This window comes from Enterococcus sp. DIV0187, assembly GCF_051713785.1.
GTDB lineage: Bacteria > Bacillota > Bacilli > Lactobacillales > Enterococcaceae > Enterococcus_A > Enterococcus_A avium.
This window is the reverse complement of record NZ_JBIOQO010000002.1, coordinates 332,784-357,593: the sequence shown is the minus strand read 5'-3', so window position 1 is coordinate 357,593 and position 24,810 is coordinate 332,784. Positions and strand designations below refer to the sequence as shown.

The window sequence follows — 24,810 nt, the reverse complement described above, 5'->3', positions numbered from 1 at the left end:
TCTCTGAAAAAATAATCTAAAATATCAAAAAATGCAGTTGTTAAACAATGACCATCCATTTCTATTGTGTTATAATTAATTACGTTAAGAAAGCAATGAGAGAGAGAAATGGAGAGATGTTAAATGTCAAATAAGGTTTTGACCAGACGTGAATTGCGTCAACAAAAGCGACAGAAGACCATCAATTACCGTAACATTAAAAAAGGGTCTGCTGTAGTAGGTACGGCACTAGTAGCGGTTTCAGTAGCGGCACCACTACTAAACACTAACGAAGTAGAAGCTGTTGAAGGAAAAACAACCGCCACCACGTCAAATGTTGATAAGAAGGCTTTCATTAATGAGATTTCAAATGAAATCAAACCGTTAGCCGAAAAACATGACCTGTATGCTTCAATTATGATCGCTCAAGCCATCGTTGAAAGTGATTGGGGACAAAATGAATTTGCGAAAGCCCCTTATTACAATCTCTTTGGTTTAGAAGGTCAATACAAAGGTCAATCTGCAATGTTGGATAAAACGAACCAAGAATCTGGTGCTACTGAAAAGAAAGAAATGAAGCACTACGGTTCTTATAAAGAAGCAATCCAAGATTATATTGAGATCATTAAGACAACTTCACGCGATGGCAACGAAAATTATTTCAGCGGCACATGGCGCAGTAACGCTAAAGATTATCAAACAGCTGCTGAAGCATTAAAGGGACGTTTTAATGACGATGAAAGTTATGTTCAAAAATTGGTTTCAGTGATTCAAGAAAATGATTTAACTAGCTATGACGCAACTGAACCAGTGACACCGCCAGTAGCACAGCCTGCTGTGGAAACTCCGGCACAACCACAAGAGTATACAGTTCAAACTGGTGACACGATTAATTCTATCACGGATCAATTTGGAATTGGTGTTGATGAGTTTACTGAATGGAACAATATTGATAATAACATCATTTATGAAGGACAAAGAGTGGTTGTTGGCAATGGAACAGCAAGTGAAGAAACAGCTCCGGTTGTTTCAACTACTCCTGTAGAAACAGCAACACCAGTCGAAAACACCACTCCAGTAGTTAATGAACCGATTATTGATAATACACCGGTACTAGAAAATACACAAGTACAAGAGGAAACAAACAAAGTACCAGAAGCATCAGTTGTAACACCAGATGCAGTACAGCCAACGCCAGAAACGCCAGTTCAAGAAGAACAAGCACCGGCTGAAGTACAAACACCGGAGCAACAACCTGAACAAACGCAACCTGAACAAGTACAGCCAGAACAAACAACACCTGAACAACAACCAGCACCAGAAACACCGGCAACTTCAGGTGAGCAGCAACAAACAGCTCCAGAACAAACAACTGATTCTCGGGGTCAGCAAATTGTTAATGAAGCGGAAAAATATATTGGCACACCTTACGTATGGGGTGGAAAAGATACTAGCGGCTTTGACTGCTCAGGTCTTACTCAATATGTTTATAAGCAAGTAACGGGGAAAGATATCGGTGTTTGGACTGTGGCACAAGAATCATCAGGCACAACAATTGATGTTAGCCAAGCACAACAAGGTGACCTATTATTCTGGGGTGACCAAGGATCAAGTTATCATGTGGCAATCTCAGCAGGAGGCGATCAGTACATTCATGCTCCTCAACCAGGTGAAAACGTGAAGTATGGTTCGACTCAATATTACGCACCAGATTTCGGAGTTCGCGTATACTAAAATTAACTTAAAAATAATATCCAAGCAGGCTTAATTCACATTAATCTGCTTGGATATTTTTTGATTGATTAATAGAAATAATATCCGCTAAATTAAGTGGCGACATTTTTGAAAATGATAGGAGAGTAACTTGCGAGAAAAACTATTGAAAACAGAGCGTCTTTACTTTTCGTTTTGGTCAGAAATCGACATAGCTTTAGCAAAACAATTATGGAAGAATCCAAAGGTAACGCATTTTATTGCGAAGAACGGCTGCCTTTCAAAAGATCAGGTGATTCAACGATTATCTTTAGAAATTCAGAGTCAAGAGGAGTTTTGTTTTCAGTATTGGCCACTTTTTCTTAAACAAACCGATATGTTTGTTGGCTGTTGTGGCTTGCATCATTATGATTTAGAAAATCGAATTGCTGAACTTGGCTTTCATTTAGTTCCTGAAGCATGGGGAAAAGGGTTGGCTGACGAAGCTGCTAGAGCAGTGATTACTTATGCGAAAGCTCAAACAGATTTGAAGGCATTATTTGCGGGACATCATCCGGAGAATCATGTCTCTAAGAAATTATTGCAAAAATTAGGGTTCGAATTTCAGAGGAAGGAATATTATGAACCAACTGGATTGGAGCATCCATCATATTTGTTGAAATTAACTTTGAAGGAATAGCTGATGAGATCTAGGAATCTTATCAGCTTTTTTTGCTTCCCTTTATTGAAAATGGTTCGAAGTGTGATGAAGAAATCCATTCAATTTCTCGAAGAACAACTAAAGTTGACGGTAAATCGAGAAAAGAGTGCGGTAGGAAGCCCATTGAAACGAAAGTTTCTTGGATTCTGCATTCTGCCAACAAAGAAAGGTATTAAAATTCGCCCTCACGCAAAAGCAAAACAGCGTGTGAAAAGCAAGCTCAAACAACTCACTAAAAGAAACCGTGGAAGAAGTATCCAACTTATTTTAAAAGAAATCAAGCAACTAATGACTGGTTGGATCAACTACTATGGAATTGGTGAGATGAAAGAATTCATGAGGGAGTTAAACGGTTGGTTGAAGCGAAGAATCAGACAATATATTTGGAAACAATGGAAGAATCCAAGAACCAAAAGAAAAAATCTGATTCGTTTAGGGATCGATAAAGCGAAAGCGTATGAATGGTCAAATACAAGAAAAGGTATTTGGTCAGTCTCCAAAAGTCATATTCTTCATCGATCATTAACAGACAAAGAACTGGACCGCCAAGGATATGAGGACATCTCCTTGAAGTACCAGTTCGTACACTCAACTTATTGAACCGCCGTATACGGGTCCGTACGTACGGTGGTGTGAGAGGGGCGGAAGGTCAGTTGGCTTTCCCCTCTACTCGATTTTCTATTGACTGGACTAAATAGGCGTGCTATAGTTTAATCAAGGATTAATCATGATTAAACTATGGTTAATGAATCGTCAGGAGGTATAAAAAATGGAACAATCAGATGCACAGAAAAAGATCTTAGATACTGTTGTTACAGCGATGCAGGAAAATCAAAATATTGAGAAATTAACGAACCGTCAAATCGCAGAAAGAGCTGGAGTGAATAGTGCATTAATCAATTACTATTTCAAGTCAAAGGAAAATCTTTTACTGGAAGCAGTCAATATCTGTATGGGGAATCTATTTGAAGATATTATCCAAAGAACTTCTACAGAAGCAGATCCGTTACGTCGACTGAAGGAAATGATCCAAGGAATCGTCAGCTTAGGCTACCAACATTATCCCTTAGTCAAAATTTCTATTCTGAATGAAATGAATGATGGCGGAATTGGCACAAACAAAATGATTCAGCCAATTTTGAAGGAGATTTTTCAAGCAGAAAAATCAGAATACGAGCTTAAACTTATTGCGGCTCAGCTGCTACTGCCATTGCAGGTGATATTTTTAAACGCAGACAGCTATCAAAACTATTTGCAGAAGGATTTAAAATCAGTCGAAGAGGAGCAGGAAATGTTGGTGGAGACGATTTTCAAAAATTTATCACTAGTCCAGTAATTTGAGAAAGGGTGTAACAAAATGAAGAAGGTTGCAGTTGTTTATAGTTCCAAATCAGGTACGACAAAAATTTGTGCAGAGTACATCGCTGCACAGATCGTTGGTAGTCAGTTAATCAATTTAAACGAGGTAATACCGGATATTTCAGCATATGATGCGGTGCTAATCGGGTCAGGCATTCGCATGGCGAAAATGTATAAACCGGTCAAGAAATTTCTAGCAAAGAATTCACAGCTATTAAATTCTAAAAAGACGATTCTGTTTCTTAGTAACTTTTATCCGGAAACAATCGATAAAACACTTGAAAAGAATCTCCCTAAAAATCTCGTAGATCAACTAGATGTAGTAGAGTGCGGAGGGGTGGCACCGTTCACTAAAGTAACAGATAATGCGTGGCTAAAATCTGAGGAGATCGATGCGTCACTGGCAAAGCATGGATTGATTTAAAAATGAAAGGGTGAATTGAGATGTTTTACCGAGGAGAATATAAACTGGTCGCCAAAGAACGTTTGCAGGGTAGTTGGAAATATATGGCTGGAATCTATGGGATCATCTTTGGATTGATTCTATTTTATGGACTATTCAGTCATATTCCGATTTTAGGGATCAGTCTCAGTGTAGTTTGCGGAAGTTGTTTATTATTTAGCAGTATCCGGATGAATCGAAAACTGCACCATGATGAGAAAGTGCAGCTTGCTGATTTACTCAGTGGATTTAGTCATTGTGTTAAATGTGTTGGGTTATCTTTATGGATTGGAATTTGGGTCACTTTATGGTCTTGCTTATTGGTTATTCCTGGGATCGTTAAATTATACAGCTATAGCATGGCCTTCTATTTTTTAGAAGAAAATCCGACGATCAGCATTCGAGAAGCATTAAATAGAAGTAAAAAACTCACCAATGGAAGAAAGTCTCATCTATTCGTTTTACAGTTGTCTTGGTTAGGCTGGATCACACTGTCGATTTTGACCTTTGGTCTCTCTTTACTGTGGTTGATGCCATACATGGGTGTGACAGAGTATGCGGCGTTTGCTGATATGAGGAGTCAAGAATCTCATGTTTTTGAAGGATAGTTTCTCTACTTTCCAAAAGAATAGTCACTAATTAATTCCATAAATAGAATATTCGCTGACCGAGAAAAGTCAATCCTATATGTCGATTTTTCAGCATATTTGTGAATGGTTGGGTGCCTTTCACAAGGTCGATAATGATAAAACGCTAGTGAGCTTCTCCTCGATTGGAAGAAGTTCGCTAGCATTTTAGTTTGTCATAAAGCGACAGAGTAAATTTTGATTTTTGGGTCTTTCAACCATATGGGATAATTCAAAAGCCTATTGAGTCGATAGCAAAAAATGAATCTATTTTTCTGATCTAGTCTTTATCGCAAATTATCTTTTTTGTTCAGCCTTATTCACTTATTTTTTACAAAATTACTCGAAACATTTTCTCGTGCTCGTTTAATTCAATAAAAGAAATTTTTCCACCGTGTTTCTCAACGATCTTCTTGCTGATTGCTAGCCCTAAGCCGCTACCGTTTTTAGTGGTGCGAGAACTGTCACCGCTGACAAAGGGTTCAAATAAATGTTCTTGTAATTCTTTTGGAATGGGATTGCCATTATCCTTGATCTCTAAAATCACTTGATGATTTAATGGATAGAGTCGAATTTTAACAGTCGTATTTGCTGAATTATGCTGAATACTGTTGCCAATCAGATTATCAAATACACGTCGCAGTTCAATTGGATCGCCAATGATTTCCAATGGATCATCTGTCAGATCAATAATCATGTCAATCTGATTTTTTTCAGCTAAATCTAGATGTTCCAATAATACTTCGCGAAGTAGCTCAGATAGATCAATTTTTTGTTGCTGAAGGTGATAGTCAGGACTTTCGAGTTTTGAGAAAACCAATAAGCGATTAACAAGTTCATTCATGTGATTTGTCTTCGTAATAATCGTTTCCATTGTTTGATTCAATTTATCTTTGCTAACTAATCCATCTGCTACGGCTTTAGCAGAACCATGAATAGTGGTGATGGGGGTTCGCAAGTCATGAGCCATGTTCGCAAATAGCAGTTGCCGTTCTTTTTCATAAAGGACCCGTTGTTGTTCCGCTTTTTCCAATTGTCTTGCCATATGATTGAAGGAATCTTCAATTTCCACGTACTCATATTCTGCGTTCATATGAATCTTTTTTGAGTAATCGCCATTTTTTATTGTACGTAATCCATTAATTAGAACAGTGTTCGGAGCGATGAGATGCTCCTTGACTGATTTAGAGTAGCGTTTCAAACAGAAGATGAAAATTAATAATACAGGAATGAGAATTAATAAAGTGTCTTTAAAAATGAGAAAGATAGTAGATGAACGAAAGTTTCTAAATGTAGGCTCAAGTTTTCCTAAAACACTTCCTTGAGGAAACTTGGCAATACAAATATATTCACGGTCGTCTAATCCTTTAAAGGAGGCAAAAGTAGCAATATAATGAGGTCCTTTTTTATCAATACTCAATGTTGAAGGTCCTATTTTATAAATTTTTCGTTGGATTATGGATTGAAGGCCATCCATTTCCAGTAATTGTTTTTGAGTATAATGAGCCTTTTTCTCCGCTACTGTGCCTTTGGTGTAAACAACATTATTATTCTCGTCTAAAATTTCCAACCAGCCTCCTACGTCTTCTAATGTAGAAGTATCAATTTTTGTATAATCTGGTCGGACGATTTTTTCAGCGCATAAATCAAGTGTAATCTTACTTGTACCTATCGAGAGAAATTGGGCAATGAAGACTAAAATATATAATAATACTAATAAAAGAAGCGAAGTCGTAATATATTTTTTTGTTAAAAAACGTCCGAGTGTTTTAGGCTTCTTCTTCATGGCAGTATCTTATATCCTAATCCGCGGATTGTTTGGATATAGGATTCCTCCTCTCTGGTTCCCAATTTTTCTCTAAGACGGCTGATATAGACCATGATATTATTGTCATCAACGATATAAGTTTCTTTCCAGACAGCTTCATAAATCTGCTTTTTAGTGAAAACACGGCCAGGGGAGCTCATTAGTAACCGTAAGATTTTGAATTCAATCGAGGTTAACGCAATTTGTTCATTTCCTTTGAAAAGGAGGCATTGCTCAAGATCGAGAGTCAGATCATGTAGTTCGATTTTTTTCGGACTGTTTATCTCTTGGGCACCTAAAGAATAGAAGCGGCGAAGCTGAGCGCTGACGCGCGCTACCAATTCTAAAGGATCGAAAGGTTTCGTTACATAATCGTCTGCACCAATATCCAGTCCTAAGACTTTATCTGCGCTCGCGTCTTTAGCAGTTAAGAAAATGATTGGTATATTTTTTTCTACTCGAATTTTTTTGATCAATTGATAGCCATTCATTTTTGGCATCATGATATCTAAAATCGCCAGATCAATTTTTTCTTGCTGAATATGTGCCCATGCATCTTCCCCATCTGTTGCGGTAAAAACGGTGTAGCCGTCTTTTTCTAAATATAAAGTGACGAAATCAATGATTCCTTGCTCGTCATCTGCTACTAAAATTGAGAATCCCATTGAACAACACTCCTTTGCTCATCTATTATTCTCTATTATACCGTTCAAGAAGCTATTTTATATCTACTCTTTTAAAAAGCAGGGAGGTTGATATCAAAATACAAGCGATGATTAAGATGGAAGATAAAAGTGCAGGAATTAGATTTTCCGCTTCTCCACTAATCAAATGATTGCTGACCGACAACGCTGAATATTTCGCAAACTCAAATGCATTGCTGTTAATTAAATAATTGACCGCAAACAAACTAACTAATGAAAGGATAAAGGCGATAAAAGGAGATAGAAATAATCCCGCAAGTAAAGCAATTGCCATAAATAATGCTAGGTGTAAAAGGATAAACCCAATCATTGCTACTAAGTTAGGAAAATCAATCGTCGCAGAAGAGAAGCTCGCATTTCCGATAGAGGAATTGGCAACAAAGAGATAGTAACTACCAACCGCAGTGAGTGTAAACAGGACAAAAGCTCCAATTGCTGCAGTTGTAAGAGCAAAAAATTTCGCGATGATGATTGGACCTCGTTTACCAATTCGTAGCAAGGTCATTTTGATTTGTCCGCTAGTAATCTCGCCAGAAAACTGAAAAGCTGTGACTAAAATCAGTAAAATCCCCCAAATTCCCAGCGTACTGAAAAATCCCCACATTGCTGTAACAAAGTCAAGACAAGCAAACGTTCCATCACTAGATATCCCTTCACCAGTAAACGTTAATCCGCCTGTCGAAATACCAAATGCCATGATTACGATCAAAATTGATGGGATCAACAGAATTAAACTATTTTTTCGTTTCAATGTTTTGATTATTTCCATTTTATAAATATTCCATATTTCCATGATGATTCCTCCTATTTCATTTGCTCAATTAATTGAGCCTGCTGGTTTTCAACGTGCGTGTTCTGATCAGAATAGCTGATAACTCCGTTGCTTAATACCAAAATATTGTCAGTCAAATCGCAAACCTCCTGCATTTGATGGCTGGAGAAAAGAATCGCTGTACCATGCTCTCGACAGAGTTTTTGTAACAATTCTTTAACTTCTTCCACACCAATTGGGTCCAAACCCACAAATGGTTCATCTAAAATCAATAGCTCTGGTTTTGTAATCAGCGATAGGGCCAAAGCCAAACGTTGCTTCATACCGAAAGAAAAATTTTTGACCTTTTTCTTGGATGCGTTGCTCAGTTCCACAAACTCTAAACTTTCCATAATCATCTGTTTCCTTTTTTTTCGAGGAATCGAGTCAATTAATCGAATCGAAAGCATCAAATTATCATAAGCATTCAAGTCTTCATAAAATTGAACATCCACTAATGAACCAATTTTCATTTTCGTTTGTGTATCTGTTGTGTTTAAGTATTGTCCGTTAAAAGTCATCTCCCCTTGATAGTTTGCCGTTAATCCCAAGATACATTTCATCAAGGTTGTTTTTCCAGCACCATTTCGTCCCAACAAACCAGTAATTTTCCCTGGCAGCAGTTGCAAATTAATCCCTTTTAAGATCTCGTTTTGTCCATAGCTCTTCCGTAAATTATTAATTTCTAAAATGGTAGTTGTTGCCATGATTCTTTCCTCCTCATTGATTTTAAAATAGGTTGAGCATATATCACTCAATCAAAATATTTAAGCAAATCTTCTGTTCCTCATGACTACAGTATAGAGAGGAAAACTTGCATAGAACTGGACTTAACCTTAAAGTAACCTTACAAATAAAATAAAACGAAATAGTTGGAGCTTTAGAGATAATCAGTTAGTATTTATTAATTTTTATCATATTTTGGTATAATTAATTTGATATAATCGGATGATTTTTGGTGAATGAAAAAAGGGATATGGGGTGAAGAAGATGGCAAAGTCTTTCCAATATTTGAAGTCATTTCTTAATAATTGCGGTATACCAACGAAGAAGGCAGAGGCTGACGCAATTTTATATGAACTGATTGTTTCAATAAAAATAGATCCCGCACCGAATTTCATTCAACATGAAAAGATAAAGGACGCTGCGGATTGGGAAATTTATGGTGAGGGTGTGTATAAGGGAAGAACTCATTTAACAAAAGAAGAAATAAAAAAGCTGCTAACAAAGGAGTTGTGTTTAGTAGAAGAGAATGTGCTTGTAATTGATGTGACAAATACTATTGTAAACGCAAAAAGTAAATAGAAAGAGGAAAATCTGCAGGCAGAACTCCTCTTTTTAACTGCTTGTATTATTGAAAAAAAAGCCACGAGCCAATGGCGATAAAAGATAATGCAATGAGATAGACGAGGACACTGGTACAAAGGATGATTAATTTACCATTTTCATTAAGAATATTGACTTTGAAAACAGGTAAAAATAAATCATATTTGTGAAAAAGGAAGACGCGACCGGCAACAATCCCAGCAACAATTCCGAATAATAGCAGAAAAAGCGAAAGGCTGATGGTGGACGTAACCTTCAGAAAAATGGAAGACGTTAACATGACAGCATAGACATATTTTTCCAAATTGATCACCTGATTCCTTTAATTATTTAGTTTCTCCCTTTATTATACGAAAATGAAATGTGAAACTGCTGCGGATTCTGTATATTTTACTGTCGTTTTTTTTATGAAGAGTAAAAAAAACGGGAAAAAGAGAAAGGCAGCAATTCTAATAGAAATATAATAGGTCAATTTTTCTTTTAACTCGACTACATATAAATAATTGAACTCAATAGTATTGCTTTATTGAAAAGGAGGAGGATAGAATTGGTTTGGTTAATTGGTCTGCTGCCATCATTTGTTTTTTTGTTTGTTATGCCTATTCTGGAAACAAGATTTGCAAAGGAGGATCGCTTTCGAACAAATTCCGTTTATGGATTTCGTTCAACTAAGGCAGTTAGAAATCCAACGAATTGGAAAAAAGCGCAAATAGCTGCCAAGAATTCTTCTTTTGTTTTCGGCGCTATCCAGTTACTATTTACGATCTTAAGCAAAATTTTTCTAAATTGGTCGGATGAAATGTTTTTAATCGGAGTTGCTGTTAGTTTCTTCTTATTGGTAGGTCTTCAGTTTTTTCTTGTGAATAGTCTATTAGACTAGAATTCTGTAATTAGCTTGAAAGACATCAAATAAAAACCGAACGAGCATAAGCTTCTTTATATGAAGTGACCCCCAAATGTTAGACTTTTTTCGGAGTAGAGAAATCTACTCCGTTTTTTGTTTCTTAAGCTAAGCGATTATGCCGCTTTCTGTGCTGTTTCTCGAAACTGAACAGGGCTTTTCCAGTTCAATTTCTGTTTCATCCGGTGATTGTTGTAGTAATAGATAAAATCATCAATCGCCGTTTTTAGTTCATCAAAACTGTGATAGGTTTCTCCATGAAAAATTTCTTGTTTTAGAAGACTGAAGAAATTCTCCATGATGGAATTATCTAAACAATTTCCTTTACGAGACATACTTTGAAAAATTTTCTGTTTCTTTAGTTTTCGACGGTAGGCTTTCATCTGATAGGCCCAGCCTTGATCCGAGTGGAAAGTGCGACGATACGGGCAATCATTCGTGATCGCTATGGCTTCTTCTAAGCCTTCCATGATTGCCAAGGCATTTGGCTTTTCCGAGATGCGGTACGAAAGAATCTCGCTATTATACATATCCATAAACGGGTCCAGATATAACTTTCTCTGACGGATCACGCCTTTGGTATCCACTTCAAGATATTTGAACTCTGTTGTATCTGTCGTAATTTTTTGGTGACAAATAGTCGTATAAAAGTGACGACGAATCCGGTGTTTTGCCACTTTCCCGACTTTTCCTCGGTAAGAACTGTAGCGCCGTGATTTCCGCGTGTATGAACGCACTTCGATTCCTAGTTTTCGAATCAAACGTTGGACTTTCTTTTTATTAACATGGAATCCACGATTCTTTAGTTCGTTCGTCATTCGTAAACAGCCATAATTTTTATGTTCTTTACGAATACGAAGCATTTCGGCTTCAATTTCTTGATCAGGGTTTTCTCTGTCAAATCGTTTTTGCCAGTACATAAACGTTGCTTTAGGAAAGTCCAAGGTCTCAAGAAGCTCAACTAATTTGAAGGGTCCTCGGAGGCTGTGGATGATTCGTGCGATTGATTCGTTCGTCTTTGTTGGGCTTCCTGATTTCGCAGCTTCCTCAGTTCTTTTAAAAAGGCATTTTCTATCTGAAGTGAACGGACTTGTTTTTCTAATTCTTTAATACGATCGCGTTCTTCCGATGTTACTTTAACAAAATCTTTCTTTGGCTTTTCTTTTTTCTTAGGCACGGTAGGTGGACGTCCTTTCGGTTTTGAGAGTCCCTTGATACCATCATCTCGAAAACTCCGCATCCAACTGGCAATCAGAGCATGATTCCTCATACCGAGTCTATTGGCAACTTCACGATAGGACAACTCACTCGTTTGATATAACTCTATCGCATCCATCTTGAATTGAACAGAGTAAGTATTATCATAATGTTTTCGAAAGAGTCCTTCCTCACCAAATTGTTGATAGGAATTAATCCAGCTTCTTACTTGATCCGCGTTCTTAACTCCATACTTTTTCGCTAGATAGCGATAGCCACCTTTTCCATCCAAATAATCTTGAACAACTTTCAGCTTGATTTCAAAGCCATATTCAGTCATAAAAATACCGACCTCCAAAAAGTTAGATTTTTGGTCTAACTTTTGGGGGTCGGTTCAATATAGAAGGATTATACTCGTTCGGTTTCTTTTTAGAATGGAGCGACTAATGAAGATTCTTAGTCTGTCTTCAAATATCGCCACAATGTTGTGCGGCTGATCCCTAGTTGTTCCGCGGTTTTTGTTTGGTTGCCATTGTTTTGTTCTAGTACCTTCAAGATGATTTCTTTTGAATAATCAAAAAGTGTCGGATTCTCAACTTTTGTTTGTAAGGTGAAGCTTCCTAGGTGCGAGTTTGAGAAATGTTGAATCAACCGTTCTTTTTTTAGCAGTTGAATCACTTGATGTTCGGAAATATAATGAGTGGTTGCATTGATGACTAATTCCTTAAGAGCGGATTGCAGCTGATTGAAATTTCCTGGCCATTCGAAGGCTAGAAACTCTTTTAAGGCATTAGGCTCAAAACCAAGTACATCTTTATTGCATTCGATGTTTATTTTATTCAACAATAATGTAGTAATCACACTCAATTCATGTTTTCGTTCCTTGAGAGGTGGTGCGTAGATGCTGGCGCAATTTAACTCAAATAATAAACGATTATAGATTTTTTCTTCACTAGCATTATTGGTATTATAGGTGAACAACAAATTATTTCTTTGCAGGAGCTTGGTGTTTTTTACAATTGTAATTAGCTGTTCAGCGTCTCTTACAGAAAGCTGTTCAATGTTTTGAAAGAGCAGGGTATTATTCTCATCGACTAACGGACCATTAGTGGGATTCACGAGAAATTTCCACATTTTTTCATTCATCAGTTTGGCATCAATTGAGATTAGTTGATTATTATGCATTTCTTGATTCAAAAAGGTCTGATAGGCAATACTGGATTTGGCGGTTCCGGTCTCGCCGACGATAATGATAGAATTGTAGAAATTCTTGATTCGTTGCAGATTTCTTTTTGTTTCCTCTTGAATAAATTGAGTAAATAAAAGCTTTGTTGTAAAAATTTCTTCCACTTCAGAACGTTTTTGGTAAAAAATGCCAAAGCGATTATTTATGATAGGGGGGGTAGAAATTTTTAGAATACAGCTATAGTAGGTTCGCTCATCAACTATTATTTTTTTTACATTAAGCATATAGACCCTGTTTTTAAAGGTATGATAGTATTGGTTTTCGTCTGTCATATCTTTTTTTGTGTTTAAAAATTTGGCGATCGAGCTGGATAAATCATTCGACGTATTTGCATAATACACCTGAAAGGCCTCATCAATGATGATAAAATCCTGTTTTTGCTGGTGAAGACTTTCTTCCAAGACTGATTTCTCATGAATGACTCTTTTTAATTGTTTGGCAATCGTCAAAGCCTCCTGGTAAGCATGCTTGATACTTTCAAACCCCGAAGTGATCAAAATAGTATTAATTGATTTCGTCAGTGCGAGCCGATTCGTGATGGCGTCGCACAGAATCATTTCGTATTGCTCCTCGATTAAGATATCCAAGGTCATACTGGTATCCGTTGATTCATCTAATGTGATGATTTTAATCGTGTATCCTAAAATATCACAAAGCAAATGAGCCGTTTCAGTAATACTGGCATAGCCGACAATTGCGAAATTTTCTGTATAGTTTTTAGCTAAACGTATGGTTCCAAGAATATCGTAAATGGAAATTGAGACATCAATCACTGGAATCGAGACTACCTGACGAATTAAATCAGCAGTTCCTCCACGAGAAATGATCGCATCATAGTCATTTTCAAATAGATCTGAGGCAATTTTTTGTCCTTCTTTCAAATCAGCTGTATAGATGTCGGATTCTACATCAGTAAATTGTTTACTGACGATACTCATGGAATTATTTAGTTCTTCATAAGGAGCAATTCCTAAAATTTTGATTTTTGCTGACATGCTTTTCCACCTCTTGTTTCATATTAGAACAATTATACATCTTTCTATTTAGAGAAATCATCAAAACAAAGAAAATGTTTCAATAATAAACGTTTTTTTCTTTTTTTAAATATCCAAGGGCAAGGATGCAAGCTAAAATGAAACCATGAAATCTAAGGTGGTGAACGGATGATAAAGCTATTAATTATCGCAGATGATTTTACCGGAGCGTTAGATACAGGTGTTCAATTTTCTAAACGAGGTATTCCAACGATGGTTTCGACCGATACAACGTTTAACTTCAATGAAATGAATGAAGAAGTCGATGTATTAGTAATTGATACAGAAAGTCGTTACTTAAGCTTTGAAGAGGCATACAGCTTAATTCATCGGATAATTGTAAGCGCTAAAAATGCGGATGTGCCTTTCATTTACAAAAAAGTTGATTCTGCTTTGCGAGGGAATATCAGTGCTGAGATTAAAGCTGTGTTAGATGCTAGTCGAGCAACTGCGGTACCGTTTTTACCAGCTTATCCTGAAATGAATCGTGTATTAATAGATGGGAATTTATACATAGATCAAATATTAGTTTCTGAGAGTGTCTTTGGAAAAGATCCCTATGAGCCAGTGAATGAAAGTAACGTATTGCGACGATTAAAAAAAGAAGCGAATATTGATGGCCTCTTAATAAAAGAAACATTTCCGCAAAGCTTCAACGGTGTTTTACTATTTGATGCTAAAACGAATGAGGATATGGAGCAGCATGTCGAAAGGCTGGAACAGAAGAATTTGCTGTCAATGACGGTAGGATGTGCTGGGTTTGCGAAGATATTAGCAACAAAACTATTTCCCGAATATGAACCTAAAAATTATTCCTTAAAAAAACCTCTTGTGGTGATATGCGGAAGTGTCAACCCGATTACAAAAAAACAGGTCGATTATGTAGAGCAGAGGAACTATCCTAGAATTTCCTTGACCCCTCACCAATTGTTACGCTCAAATTATTGGTTCGATTCAGAAGGAAAGAAGAAGGTGGATCATTATTTATCGTTAATGGAGAAGCATCCGCTGATTCTCTTTGAAACATTAAGTAAAGAAACTAGCATAGGAATTGAAAGCTACAAACAAGAACAAGGCTTAGATATTTCAGATTTTCGTTTTAAAATTGGTCGGTCATTAGGAGAACTAACCCAAGCGATTTGGTCGAAGGACTCTGAAAACACCTTCCTATTCACAGGCGGTGATACCTTGTTTCAGTCAATGAATGTGTTAGGGATCAATCAGATAAAACCGCTGGTAGAAATTAGTGCCGGTGTGGTTCTTTCCTCAATTGTATGGAGGAATCGAGAAATTCAGGTGATTACTAAGTCTGGTGGCTTTGGAAATGTTGAACTTTTTGAAGAAATCAGCCAATTAACAGAATAGATAAGAAAATGGAGGAAATAAAAATGCTTGCAGATTACAGCTTAAAAATGCCAAAGAATATTATTGCCGGCGAACATGCAATTGAGCAACTTTCAGATATCCTTGCAAAAGGTGTTCAAAAGATCGTGATTTTTACCGATAAAGGAATTTTAGGCGCAGGGCTATTGGATTTACCTAAATCAATGATTGAAAAGGCTGGTGTAGAATACACGATCATATCGGAGATTCCGGCAGAACCGAATTATCATGAAGCCCAAGCGATGGTGGAGGAATTTAAGAAGGAAAAAGCAGATTTTATTATTGCAATCGGCGGCGGAAGTGTGATGGATGTTGCCAAACTAGCGTCAATCTTAGCGACAGATAGTTACACGGTTAAGGATTTATTGGACAATCCATTATTGGCTAAGAAGCAAATTACTAGCTTAATGATTCCAACTACCGCTGGAACAGGTTCAGAAGCGACTCCTAACAGCATCGTTGGAGTTCCGGAAAAGGAATTAAAAATTGGAATCGTCAATCCTGAAATGATCGCCGACTACGTGATTTTAGACAGTCGAATGATCAAAAATTTACCAAAACCGATCGCAGCAGCGACTGGAGTGGACGCGTTATGTCACGCAATTGAATGCTTCACTTCTACAAAGGCAAATCCAATCAGTAATACCTTCGCGTTAGAAGCATTGGACTTGATTATGAACAACATTATTGAAGCTTGCACCAATCCAGAGGCATTAGACGCAAAAAGTAACATGCTTTTAGGCTCCTTCTATGCTGGAGTAGCGATCACCTCATCAGGAACAACTGCCGTTCATGCACTTTCATATCCATTAGGTGGGAAATACCACATTGCTCACGGTGTTTCTAATGCGATGCTATTGACACCGGTGATGAAATTTAATGAACCAGCGATCAAAGAATTACTGGCGGTGGCATACGACCGAGTAGTAAAAAATGGCGATAAAAATTTAACAGTGGATCAGAAATCTAGTTACATGATCAATCAGCTAGAAGAAATCGTCAAAGTATTGGAAATTCCTACTAGCTTGAAAACTTTTGATGTACCAGCCGAAGACTTGGACGGTTTAGTAGCTGCAGGGATGGAAGTAACACGCTTGTTAGTCAACAATAAGCGCGAAGTGACACCTGAAGATGCAAGAAGCATCTATTTAGAAATTTTATAAAAAGGAATGGGGCAGAATAATATGGTAGAAATCAAAGGAATCATTTCTCCAATTTTAACACCAATGAAAAACGATGAGAGTGTTAATTATGAAGAGCTTCGTGTGCAAATCAATCGACTAATTGATGGTGGTATCCATGGAATCTTTGTTTTTGGGACCAACGGCGAAGGCTATATTCTTTCAGAAGAAGAAAAAATTGAAATCATGAAGGTGGCAGTTGAAGAGGTAAACGGTCGCGTACCTGTTTATGCTTCAACAGGACTTGTAGGAACAAAAGATACGATTCGTTTGTCACAAAAGGCGAAGGAGGTTGGTGTGGATGTACTTTCAATCATTACCCCTTCGTTTGCGGCAGCATCACAAGAGGAGTTGTATACCCACTTTAAAACAGTGGCTGAAAACGTGGATATGCCAATCGTTCTATACAATATCCCAGCGCGAACCGGCAATGCCATTGCTCCAGCTACCGTTGGTAAATTAAGTACGATTGACAATATTATTGGTGTGAAAGACAGCAGCGGAAATTTTGATAATATTCTGCAATACATTGAACAGACTCGTGAGCAGAAGGATTTCGCTGTTCTTTCCGGTAATGATTCATTGATTTTGTGGACGCTTCTAGCAGGTGGACAAGGCGGAATTGCGGGATGTTCGAACATCTATCCATTTGTTATGGCGCAGATTTATGAACAATTCTTAGAAGGAAATATTGAAAAAGCAAGAGCTTATCAAGATTCGATTCGTTCATTTAGAGATTGCTTCAAATTTGGTAATCCGAATACGATTGTCAAGCATACAGTAGGACTATTAGGCTACCCAGTCGGGAAATGTCGTGCACCGTTCAATCAAGTTTCCCCACAGGCAACTGAAGCGTTGAAAAAAGTAATTGCAGAAAATCAAGAAAAAGGCATGAAATAGGATGGAGGAAGCGAAGTGAAAAAAATCGTTGGAATCACCATGGGCGATCCAGCTGGAATTGGTCCTGAGATCGCGATTAAAGCCTTGAACAAACAAGCGTTATATGATCGGTGTCGTCCGCTATTAATCGGTGATGAAAGTGTTTTGAAATACTACTTAGAAAAACATCCGGAATTAGCTCTAGCTATCAATGTAGTGAAAAAGCCAAGTGAAGGGAAATTCACGTTTGGAACAATTGATTTGATTGATTTAGCTGTTGTAAACATGAAAGATTTGCCAATTGGGGAGGTCTCCAAAGTTGGCGGAAATGCCGCCTTTCAATATGTAAAAAAAGTGATCGAACTAGCGATGGCTAAAGAAGTTGACGCCACTGTTACAAATCCACTGAATAAAGAAGCAATGAATGCGGCTGGTCATCATTATGCTGGACATACTGAAATTTATGCAGATTTAACTGGAACTGAAAAATATACGATGATGCTGGCAGACGGGAATTTGCGGGTTGTGCACGTTTCGACTCATGTTTCCTTAAGAGAAGCCTGCGATCGTGCCACAAAAGAACGGGTTTTAGATGTGATTCGAATTGCGAATCAAGCCTGCAAAAATTTAGGAATCGCTGAACCGCGAATCGCAGTAGCGGGCTTGAATCCTCACTGTGGTGAAAATGGTTTGTTCGGTCAAGAAGAAATCAATGAGATCAATCCAGCCGTAGAAGCTGCTAAGGCAGAAGGCATCAAAGCGTATGGTTCTTTGCCAGCGGATACCGTGTTTTCCAAGGCAAACGGCGGGATGTATGACATCGTTGTTGCAATGTATCACGATCAAGGGCACATTCCATTGAAAACATTAGGCTTTGTCTATGATCAGAAAGCAGGTGCTTGGGAAGCGGTCAAAGGAGTAAACATTACTCTTGGTCTGCCGATTATTCGAACTTCTGTGGATCATGGTACCGCATTTGACCAAGCCGGGAAGTGGACGGCAAGTGAATTCAGTCTTGAAAATGCTATCGACTATGCGATTCGTTTAGCCGAGAATTCTTAGGAGGGCTGAGAAATGATTATTGATGCCGTAACAAATTTGAAACATTATACGAAATTATTTCCCAATATTCCTGATGCGCTTGAAGCAATGAATAGGATTGAGCAACAGGAATTTGGCAAAAAGTATTTCTTCGAGGGTGGTTTCTTCTTCTTTCAAGAAGGAGCGACCAAACCCATTGAAGAGGCACAATTCGAAGCGCATCGAAACTTCGTAGATCTTCAGATTGTCTTAGAGGGTGAAGAATATATTGCTTGGAACAAAATTGACGATTTAATTGAAGCAATTCCCTACAACGCAGAAAAAGATGTTCAAAAGTTTACGGGTAAAGATGCACATAAGATGAAGATGTCAGAAGGCATGGCGTACATTTGTTTTCCGTGGGATGGTCATAAGGCGGTTTTTCACGTCGATCAGCCGCTGCGCTTTAAGAAAGCAGTCATTAAGTTAGCACTTAATTAAAAAGGAAGCACTCTGGAAAAATAAGTGAGCGACTGCCGGTGAAACCTAGTTGGATGGGATGCGACATGAATCGTTTACTTAGTTTTTCTAGAAGAAAAAATAAACACATTAATAGGAAGAATAAGGAGGAAAAAGTATGACAGAGTTACCGAAAGTACGACAATCTGAACCAAATGGCGTGGTTTATCGGGATGATTTTATGAATATAGATTTTGGATTGATTCCCACTGGCGGAAAAGCAACTGCTCATGCACCCGCATTAATTGAAACGAAGGATGGTGGGATGTTGTGTGCGTGGTTTGCTGGAAGTTTTGAAGGAAGCGGAGATATTTCCATCGCTGTTTCCAAGTTAGACCCTAAAACACAGGTTTGGTCAGAGGCAAAGATTGTTTCTAAGGGTGAAGATCGCAGTGAACAGAATCCAGCCTTTTTCAGAGCACCGGATGGCGAGATTTGGTTAATTTATACGTCTCAATTGAGCCGTCAAGAAGGCAAAGATAACATGCAGTTTACTTCTATTATTATGGTTCAAAAATCTGAGGATGAGGGAGAGACTTGGAAAGAACCAGAGGTATTGTTCGATAATGAAGGGACCTTCTCTAGACAAGCAATTCAAGTTTTAAGTAACGGCCGTTGGATTTTTAGTACATGGCTATGTGAAGATTCACCAGATGGATTGACCAATGATCCAACGGAATTTCAAGTTTCAGACGACCAAGGAAAAACGTGGAAAGCGGTTCGGATGCCTGATAGTAATGGGCGAGTACATGCAAATCTAATTGAAGTAGAAGAAGGACATTTAGTTGCCTTTATGCGTAGTCGATTTGCGGATCATGTTTATAAGAGTGAATCGCATGATTTCGGTGATACTTGGTCAGTTCCAGAAGCGACCATGCTACCGAATAATAATGCGAGTGTCAGTGCAATTAAGCTGCAATCGGGTGAAATCGCTTTAGCTTATAATGTGAACGCTGCCAATCGTGCGGAATTCGGAAAAGTGGCATGGCCTGGCTTACGAAATCCAGTTGCTGTTTCAGTTACAGAAGATCATGGTAAAACTTGGCCAATCGGCAGAGTCTTTGAACCCGCTGAAGGCTATATTGGAATCGAAAATAAAACGAATAACTCGCAGCACGAATATCCGACACTTTATCAAGACAGCAATGGGGTGTTGCATTTGGTTTATGCCTACAAGAATCGTTTGTGCGTGAAGTACGTTCGTTTTACAGTGGAAGATTTATTTGGCGAAAAAAGAGAAGCAGAGGGTGTCTATAATCCAACTTCGGGTGAAGGCGTCTAACCGAAAAAAATAACTATTTGAAGTTTCCAGCATCAGTGTGTTGCGCTGCAGAGCGACCACTGCTCAGGACTTAGAATTACATTTACTGCTGATACATAGGGCGTTGATCTTCCTTATGTATCAACAGAAAGTAAAAAATTATTTCATTTTAACAAAAAAGGAGAATACAAAAATGACAATAGAAATGATTCTCGCCCTGGGTATTTTAGTTTTCATGATCGTCTTGATCATGTCTGACAAATTGGCCTTTGGCGCTCCACCTTTGTTGGCCTGCTTGTTATTGGTTGTTACTGGTTTATCAACAGTTCAAGAGGCTTTTGCAGGATTTGTAAATTCAAGTGTAATTATGGTAGCAGGATTTATGGTTGTAATGGCAGGTTTAATGAAGACCAGTTTGATTGGCAGAGTCCAATCCACGATGATCTCATTGGTTAATCGTGGCGGCTATAAAAGTTATGTGTTACTGCTGATCGTGGTGATGCTTGGTGCAAGTCTGACAGGTTCTGGATCTACTGGGTATTATGTTCTTATTTTATCGTTAGTATCGATGATTCCTTATAATAAAAAAAATGCCTACATCAAAATTAATGATGCCGTTAGGTTTTGCGACGAACCATCCGTTACTGCCCTTTAACTGCGCGTTATTTTATGGCGTAACTGTTAGTGTGTTAGAAACGGCGGGATATAAAGAGACGATCTCAATGCCGAAATTTGCAATCGTTAACTTCATTTTAGCAATGGGTTTCCTAGTTTGGAGTTTGATTGCTTATCGTTTATTACCAGATCATCCAATTACAGAACCAGGAGAAGAGGATAAAAAAGAAGAAGCTGAGGCAGTAGTATTACCGGCGTGGAAAGAAAATCTTACGATTGCTTTATTCATGTTAAGTGTTGCTGGTATGATGATGATGAATACATTAGGTGATGCTTCTTATGTGATTCCGGGATTAGCAGGTGCTATCCTCTTAGTAATCAATGTGTTAGATTTCAAAGAAGTGCGTGACAGTATGGGAGCACCAGTAATTTTGATGATGGCTGGTGTTATCGGAGTGGCAGATGCCTTAGCAAATACTGGATTTACAGCGATGATCGGTGATTTAGTGGCAGATACGATCGGAACGAATTTCCATCCATTCTTCTTAGTGTTGATCTTCGCTTTATTAACTAGTACCTGTGCAACATTTACGGGTTCAAACATGGGATCTGTTTATATTTTCGCTCCAATTGCGATAGCGACAACGATTAGTTTAGACTTAAGTCCTGTTGCAGCGGCAACAGCAGTTGTGATCTCTGGTTGGAATGGTGGGTACATGCCTGTAGATGGAATGCCAGCCATGATCATGGGGATGGGAAAATACAAGCTGCCGGAGTTCTGGAAATATTCAGTGCCTATGTATCTGATTCGAATCGTTGCACTGACAATCGGATCAGTCGTAGTCTTTCCATTTTAAATAAAGTAATTCTTTTGTTTGGATTGACCGTTCTACATTAGAATTTTAATTTCCACATAAGGGAGTAACCAGCAGTGTAACAGCTGTGACAGTATCACCAATAACGAAAAAATTTTTCTGGTGCTGTCTTGAATGGTGAGACTTGTGTATGCCTCTTTAGACATACACAAGTCTCTTTTTTTAAGAAAAATTAGGAGGAAGTTATGACAGAAACGAATAAGAAACAAAGTACAACAGCATTTTATGCGGAAGCTACAGAACTTGTTTTGACTGAAATGCAGACATCAAGCGATGGATTAAGTAATAACGAGGCAAAAAAACGTTTAGCAGCATATGGAAAAAATGAACTGGCTGAAGGTAAGAAAAAGAGTCTATTGATGAAATTTGCGGAACAGTTCAAGGATTTTATGATTCTGGTTTTACTTGCTGCTGCAATCATCTCAGCAATTGTATCTCATGAGGTTGTTGATTCAATCATCATTTTACTCGTTGTGATCATTAATGCGATCATGGGTGTTTTTCAAGAAGCCAAAGCGGAGCAGGCGATTGAAGCGTTGAAGCAAATGTCGACACCAAATGCTACTGTCTTGAGGGACGGGCATACCTTATCAATCAAAAGTGATGAGCTAGTTCCTGGGGATATTGTATTACTAGAAGCGGGAGATGTTGTTCCAGCAGATATTCGATTATTAGAAGCGGCTTCATTAAAAATTGAAGAAGCGGCCTTGACGGGTGAATCGGTACCAGTGGAAAAAGAAACGGGCGTATTACCAGCTGGTGATATTGGTATTGGGGATCGTGTAAACATGGCTTTTTCAAATAGCAATGTAACCTATGGCCGGGGTAAAGGTGTTGTAGTGAACACTGGAATGAGTACCGAAGTCGGAAAAATCGCTGATATGTTGGCTCAAGCGGACGAAACAGAAACGCCTCTGAAGAATAATTTGAATGATCTGGGAAAATTCTTGACTATAGCGATTATTGCCATCGCAGTGATTATGTTTATCGTTGGAACATTGATCAATGGGACCTCTTTCGTAGATATGCTGTTGACTTCGATTTCCTTAGCCGTTGCAGCAATTCCTGAAGGCTTACCAGCAATTGTGACAATCATTTTAGCTTTAGGAACCCAAGTAATGGCAAGACGTAATTCTGTTATTCGCAAATTGCCAGCTGTGGAAACGTTAGGAAGCACGGACATCATTGCTTCGGATAAAACAGGGACTTTGACACTGAATCAAATGACTGTAGAAAAATTGTATGATGAGTTTCAGCAAAAATCGGCTAAATCTACTATTGGAACAGACAACTTAGCGATAAAAATCATGAATTACGCTAATGATACAAAATTTGCTCAAGATGGAACATTGATTGGTGATCCCACGGAAACGGCTCTAGTTCAATTTGGGATTGATCAGAATTTTGATATTCACCAAAGTCTAAAAAAGGAGCCTCGTGTCGGGGAGCTTCCTTTTGATTCAGATCGGAAACTCATGAGCACGGTTCATCAACTTGCTGACGGAAGATACCTAGTCGCGGTAAAGGGAGCTCCAGATGTTTTAATTCAACGAACAAAACGTGTATTTGTAGCTGGCCAAGAACATTCCATGACGGAAAAAGAAAAGAATGAAATTCTGTTTAACAATGCTGATATGGCGAAGCAAGCATTACGGGTGTTGGCGATGGGCTTCAAGTATTTAGACGAACTTCCACCAGAATTGACGTCAGAAATACTTGAAAATGATTTATGCTTTGCTGGATTAGTCGGGATGATTGATCCCGAAAGAGAAGAAGCTGCCGAAGCGGTGAGAATGGCAAAAGAAGCTGGGATTCGACCTATTATGATCACAGGAGATCACAAAGATACTGCTGAAGCCATCGCGGTTCGTCTAGGAATTATTCATGCTGGAAATTCCAACGCTGTCTTAACTGGTGCAGAGCTGAACGAGCTGAGTGATGAAGAGTTTGCTAAAAAAGTGTATAACTATTCTGTATATGCGCGCGTATCGCCAGAGCATAAGGTCCGGATCGTGAAGGCCTGGCAGCAAGAAGGAAAAGTAGTAGCGATGACCGGCGATGGTGTCAATGATGCTCCGTCATTAAAACAAGCCGATATCGGAATTGGTATGGGGATTACTGGTACAGAAGTTTCTAAAGGCGCCTCCGATATGGTACTGGCTGATGATAATTTTGCTACGATCGTCGTTGCCGTCGAAGAAGGCCGGAAAGTATTTTCGAATATTCAAAAGACTGTTCAATACTTGTTGGCAGCGAATTTAGGTGAAGTCTTGACTTTATTTATTGCGACCTTGTTTGCTTGGGATACTTTGTTGCCGATTCACTTATTATGGATCAATTTAGTAACTGATACTTTTCCAGCAATCGCATTAGGAATGGAGCCAGCTGAAAAAGACTTAATGAGTCATAAGCCAAGAGGACGCAGTTCAAATCTATTCTCTGGTGGAGTGTTCAGCAGTATTATTTATCAAGGAATTTTAGAAGGCGGGATTACGTTGTTTGTTTACTGGTTTGCGATTCAAAATCCAGCGCATACAGCGTTAAGTATGCCGGAATTATCTACTCAGGCACTTTATAATTTGCAACATGCAGATGCCTTGACGATGTGCTTTGCGACACTTGGATTTATGCAGCTATTCCACGCCTTTAACGTGAAGTCTGTGAAGCAATCAATTTTCAAAGTAGGGCTGTTTCGTAACAAAACCTTCAACTGGGCGATTTTGCTTTCCTTTGCTTTGATGGGTGTAATTATTTTGGTTCCGGGACTAAACGATATTTTCCGTGTAGCTTCTTTGAATGGTGTCCAATGGGGCGTAGTTGCTGGAGCGTCCTTCTCGATTATTCCGATTGTTGAATTTGTAAAGTTTTTTCAGCGAAAAGTTTCTGCTGAAAAAGTTGAAGAAATCGTAATTGAGTAAAAAAACAGGCAGTGTGTCAGAATTTAGATACGCTGCCTGCTTTTTATGTACTAAGCTATTTTTTGGGACAGACATATTTCATTGTCGTAGTCCCGACAATTATCGTATTTACATAGATTTGTTCGATGATTCCTGTTACTTTTTCTCCATGGCAGTCTACGGTAGTAATTTCATTACCAATAACATATTCCATTAATCATCCATCCCTTTCACCTGACATCCTACCACTGATTAAGGAATCATTCTCTTCAATTATTTATTATGAAACGAAATTATTAATAGTGCGTATCATTTGTTATTTTACTTTTTTAGAT

General features: G+C 38.3%; 22 protein-coding genes and 1 pseudogene. 16 read left to right on the top strand and 7 right to left on the bottom strand.

The features are described from left to right. Window positions 1-123: 123 nt before the first annotated feature. The 6 genes from IGI52_RS21645 to IGI52_RS21620 all read left to right on the top strand — a co-directional run bounded on the left by IGI52_RS21645 (window position 124) and on the right by IGI52_RS21620 (window position 4,801). Complete coding sequence (locus IGI52_RS21645; RefSeq protein ID WP_438782433.1) at window positions 124-1,713, top strand: NlpC/P60 family protein; 1,590 nt, start codon at window positions 124-126, stop codon at window positions 1,711-1,713. Window positions 1,714-1,843: 130 nt separating this feature from the next. Continuing rightward, the gene (locus tag IGI52_RS21640) at window positions 1,844-2,371 is read left to right on the top strand and encodes a GNAT family N-acetyltransferase (protein ID WP_438782432.1); all 528 of its coding nucleotides are present in this window, start codon (window positions 1,844-1,846) and stop codon (window positions 2,369-2,371) included. A 3-nt stretch (window positions 2,372-2,374) separates the two neighbouring features. Then, a complete protein-coding gene (locus IGI52_RS21635; protein WP_311855113.1) occupies window positions 2,375-2,992 on the top strand; it encodes a group II intron maturase-specific domain-containing protein in 618 nt (205 codons plus the stop codon). A gap of 169 nt (window positions 2,993-3,161) precedes the next feature. Then, window positions 3,162-3,728 (top strand): TetR/AcrR family transcriptional regulator, encoded by a 567-nt coding sequence (locus IGI52_RS21630; protein WP_016178194.1) that lies wholly within the window; start codon window positions 3,162-3,164, stop codon window positions 3,726-3,728. Window positions 3,729-3,749: 21 nt separating this feature from the next. Further along, the gene (locus IGI52_RS21625; RefSeq protein ID WP_438782431.1) at window positions 3,750-4,175 is read left to right on the top strand and encodes a flavodoxin domain-containing protein; all 426 of its coding nucleotides are present in this window, start codon (window positions 3,750-3,752) and stop codon (window positions 4,173-4,175) included. Window positions 4,176-4,195: 20 nt separating this feature from the next. Beyond that, window positions 4,196-4,801, top strand: a complete 606-nt coding sequence (locus IGI52_RS21620; RefSeq protein ID WP_438782430.1) for a DUF975 family protein — start codon at window positions 4,196-4,198, stop codon at window positions 4,799-4,801. Between the two features lie 349 nt (window positions 4,802-5,150). Here the strand turns inward: IGI52_RS21620 and IGI52_RS21615 are convergent, their stop codons facing one another. The 4 genes from IGI52_RS21615 to IGI52_RS21600 are packed head-to-tail and all read right to left on the bottom strand — an operon-like array spanning window position 5,151 to window position 8,848. Beyond that, entirely contained in the window at window positions 5,151-6,605 is a 1,455-nt protein-coding gene (locus tag IGI52_RS21615; protein WP_438782429.1) for a sensor histidine kinase, read from the bottom strand. After that, window positions 6,602-7,291, bottom strand: coding sequence for a response regulator transcription factor (locus IGI52_RS21610; RefSeq protein WP_438782428.1), 690 nt, complete (start codon window positions 7,289-7,291; stop codon window positions 6,602-6,604). Before IGI52_RS21610 ends, IGI52_RS21615 begins: the two co-directional genes overlap by 4 nt. A 52-nt stretch (window positions 7,292-7,343) precedes the next feature. Then, the gene (locus IGI52_RS21605; RefSeq protein WP_070505131.1) at window positions 7,344-8,123 is read right to left on the bottom strand and encodes an ABC transporter permease; all 780 of its coding nucleotides are present in this window, start codon (window positions 8,121-8,123) and stop codon (window positions 7,344-7,346) included. 11 nt (window positions 8,124-8,134) lie between these two features. Continuing rightward, entirely contained in the window at window positions 8,135-8,848 is a 714-nt protein-coding gene (locus IGI52_RS21600) for an ABC transporter ATP-binding protein (protein WP_438782427.1), read from the bottom strand. Window positions 8,849-9,131: 283 nt separating this feature from the next. On the opposite strand from IGI52_RS21600, the gene IGI52_RS21595 reads away from it, so the two are divergent. Continuing rightward, window positions 9,132-9,446, top strand: coding sequence for a hypothetical protein (locus IGI52_RS21595; protein WP_176675667.1), 315 nt, complete (start codon window positions 9,132-9,134; stop codon window positions 9,444-9,446). A gap of 46 nt (window positions 9,447-9,492) precedes the next feature. On the opposite strand, the gene IGI52_RS21590 is transcribed toward IGI52_RS21595, so the two are convergent. Continuing rightward, the gene (locus IGI52_RS21590) at window positions 9,493-9,780 is read right to left on the bottom strand and encodes a hypothetical protein (protein WP_016178202.1); all 288 of its coding nucleotides are present in this window, start codon (window positions 9,778-9,780) and stop codon (window positions 9,493-9,495) included. 234 nt (window positions 9,781-10,014) lie between these two features. On the opposite strand from IGI52_RS21590, the gene IGI52_RS21585 reads away from it, so the two are divergent. Further along, the gene (locus tag IGI52_RS21585; protein WP_438782426.1) at window positions 10,015-10,347 is read left to right on the top strand and encodes an SdpI family protein; all 333 of its coding nucleotides are present in this window, start codon (window positions 10,015-10,017) and stop codon (window positions 10,345-10,347) included. Window positions 10,348-10,484: 137 nt separating this feature from the next. Here IGI52_RS21585 and IGI52_RS21580 read toward each other — a convergent pair. Together IGI52_RS21580 and IGI52_RS21575 are read right to left on the bottom strand one after the other, a co-directional pair. Further along, a protein-coding gene (locus tag IGI52_RS21580; protein ID WP_225844229.1) for an IS3 family transposase occupies window positions 10,485-11,905 on the bottom strand; the annotation gives its coding sequence in 2 pieces (ribosomal slippage) (window positions 10,485-11,428 and window positions 11,428-11,905; 1,422 coding nt in all). A gap of 116 nt (window positions 11,906-12,021) precedes the next feature. Continuing rightward, on the bottom strand, window positions 12,022-13,806 hold the full coding sequence (locus tag IGI52_RS21575; protein WP_176675407.1) for a sigma-54-dependent Fis family transcriptional regulator: 1,785 nt from the start codon (window positions 13,804-13,806) through the stop codon (window positions 12,022-12,024). 168 nt (window positions 13,807-13,974) lie between these two features. On the opposite strand from IGI52_RS21575, the gene IGI52_RS21570 reads away from it, so the two are divergent. The 8 genes and pseudogenes from IGI52_RS21570 (at window position 13,975) to IGI52_RS21535 (ending at window position 24,496) form a co-directional block, all read left to right on the top strand. Then, window positions 13,975-15,210, top strand: coding sequence for a four-carbon acid sugar kinase family protein (locus IGI52_RS21570; protein WP_176675408.1), 1,236 nt, complete (start codon window positions 13,975-13,977; stop codon window positions 15,208-15,210). A gap of 23 nt (window positions 15,211-15,233) precedes the next feature. Beyond that, complete coding sequence (locus tag IGI52_RS21565) at window positions 15,234-16,391, top strand: iron-containing alcohol dehydrogenase (RefSeq protein WP_070503231.1); 1,158 nt, start codon at window positions 15,234-15,236, stop codon at window positions 16,389-16,391. A gap of 21 nt (window positions 16,392-16,412) precedes the next feature. Then, window positions 16,413-17,309 carry a 4-hydroxy-tetrahydrodipicolinate synthase gene (dapA, locus tag IGI52_RS21560; RefSeq protein ID WP_016178208.1) on the top strand — a complete coding sequence of 299 codons (897 nt, stop codon included), beginning with the start codon at window positions 16,413-16,415 and terminating at the stop codon, window positions 17,307-17,309. Between the two features lie 39 nt (window positions 17,310-17,348). Beyond that, window positions 17,349-18,350: a 4-hydroxythreonine-4-phosphate dehydrogenase PdxA gene (pdxA, locus tag IGI52_RS21555; protein WP_176675434.1), complete on the top strand. Its 1,002-nt coding sequence runs from the start codon at window positions 17,349-17,351 to the stop codon at window positions 18,348-18,350. Between the two features lie 12 nt (window positions 18,351-18,362). Next, complete coding sequence (locus IGI52_RS21550; protein WP_176675409.1) at window positions 18,363-18,809, top strand: YhcH/YjgK/YiaL family protein; 447 nt, start codon at window positions 18,363-18,365, stop codon at window positions 18,807-18,809. Between the two features lie 136 nt (window positions 18,810-18,945). Continuing rightward, the gene (locus IGI52_RS21545; protein ID WP_016178211.1) at window positions 18,946-20,109 is read left to right on the top strand and encodes a sialidase family protein; all 1,164 of its coding nucleotides are present in this window, start codon (window positions 18,946-18,948) and stop codon (window positions 20,107-20,109) included. Between the two features lie 172 nt (window positions 20,110-20,281). After that, window positions 20,282-21,560, top strand: a pseudogene (locus IGI52_RS21540) (SLC13 family permease). Between the two features lie 203 nt (window positions 21,561-21,763). Then, entirely contained in the window at window positions 21,764-24,496 is a 2,733-nt protein-coding gene (locus IGI52_RS21535; protein ID WP_438782425.1) for a cation-translocating P-type ATPase, read from the top strand. Window positions 24,497-24,810: the final 314 nt, after the last annotated feature.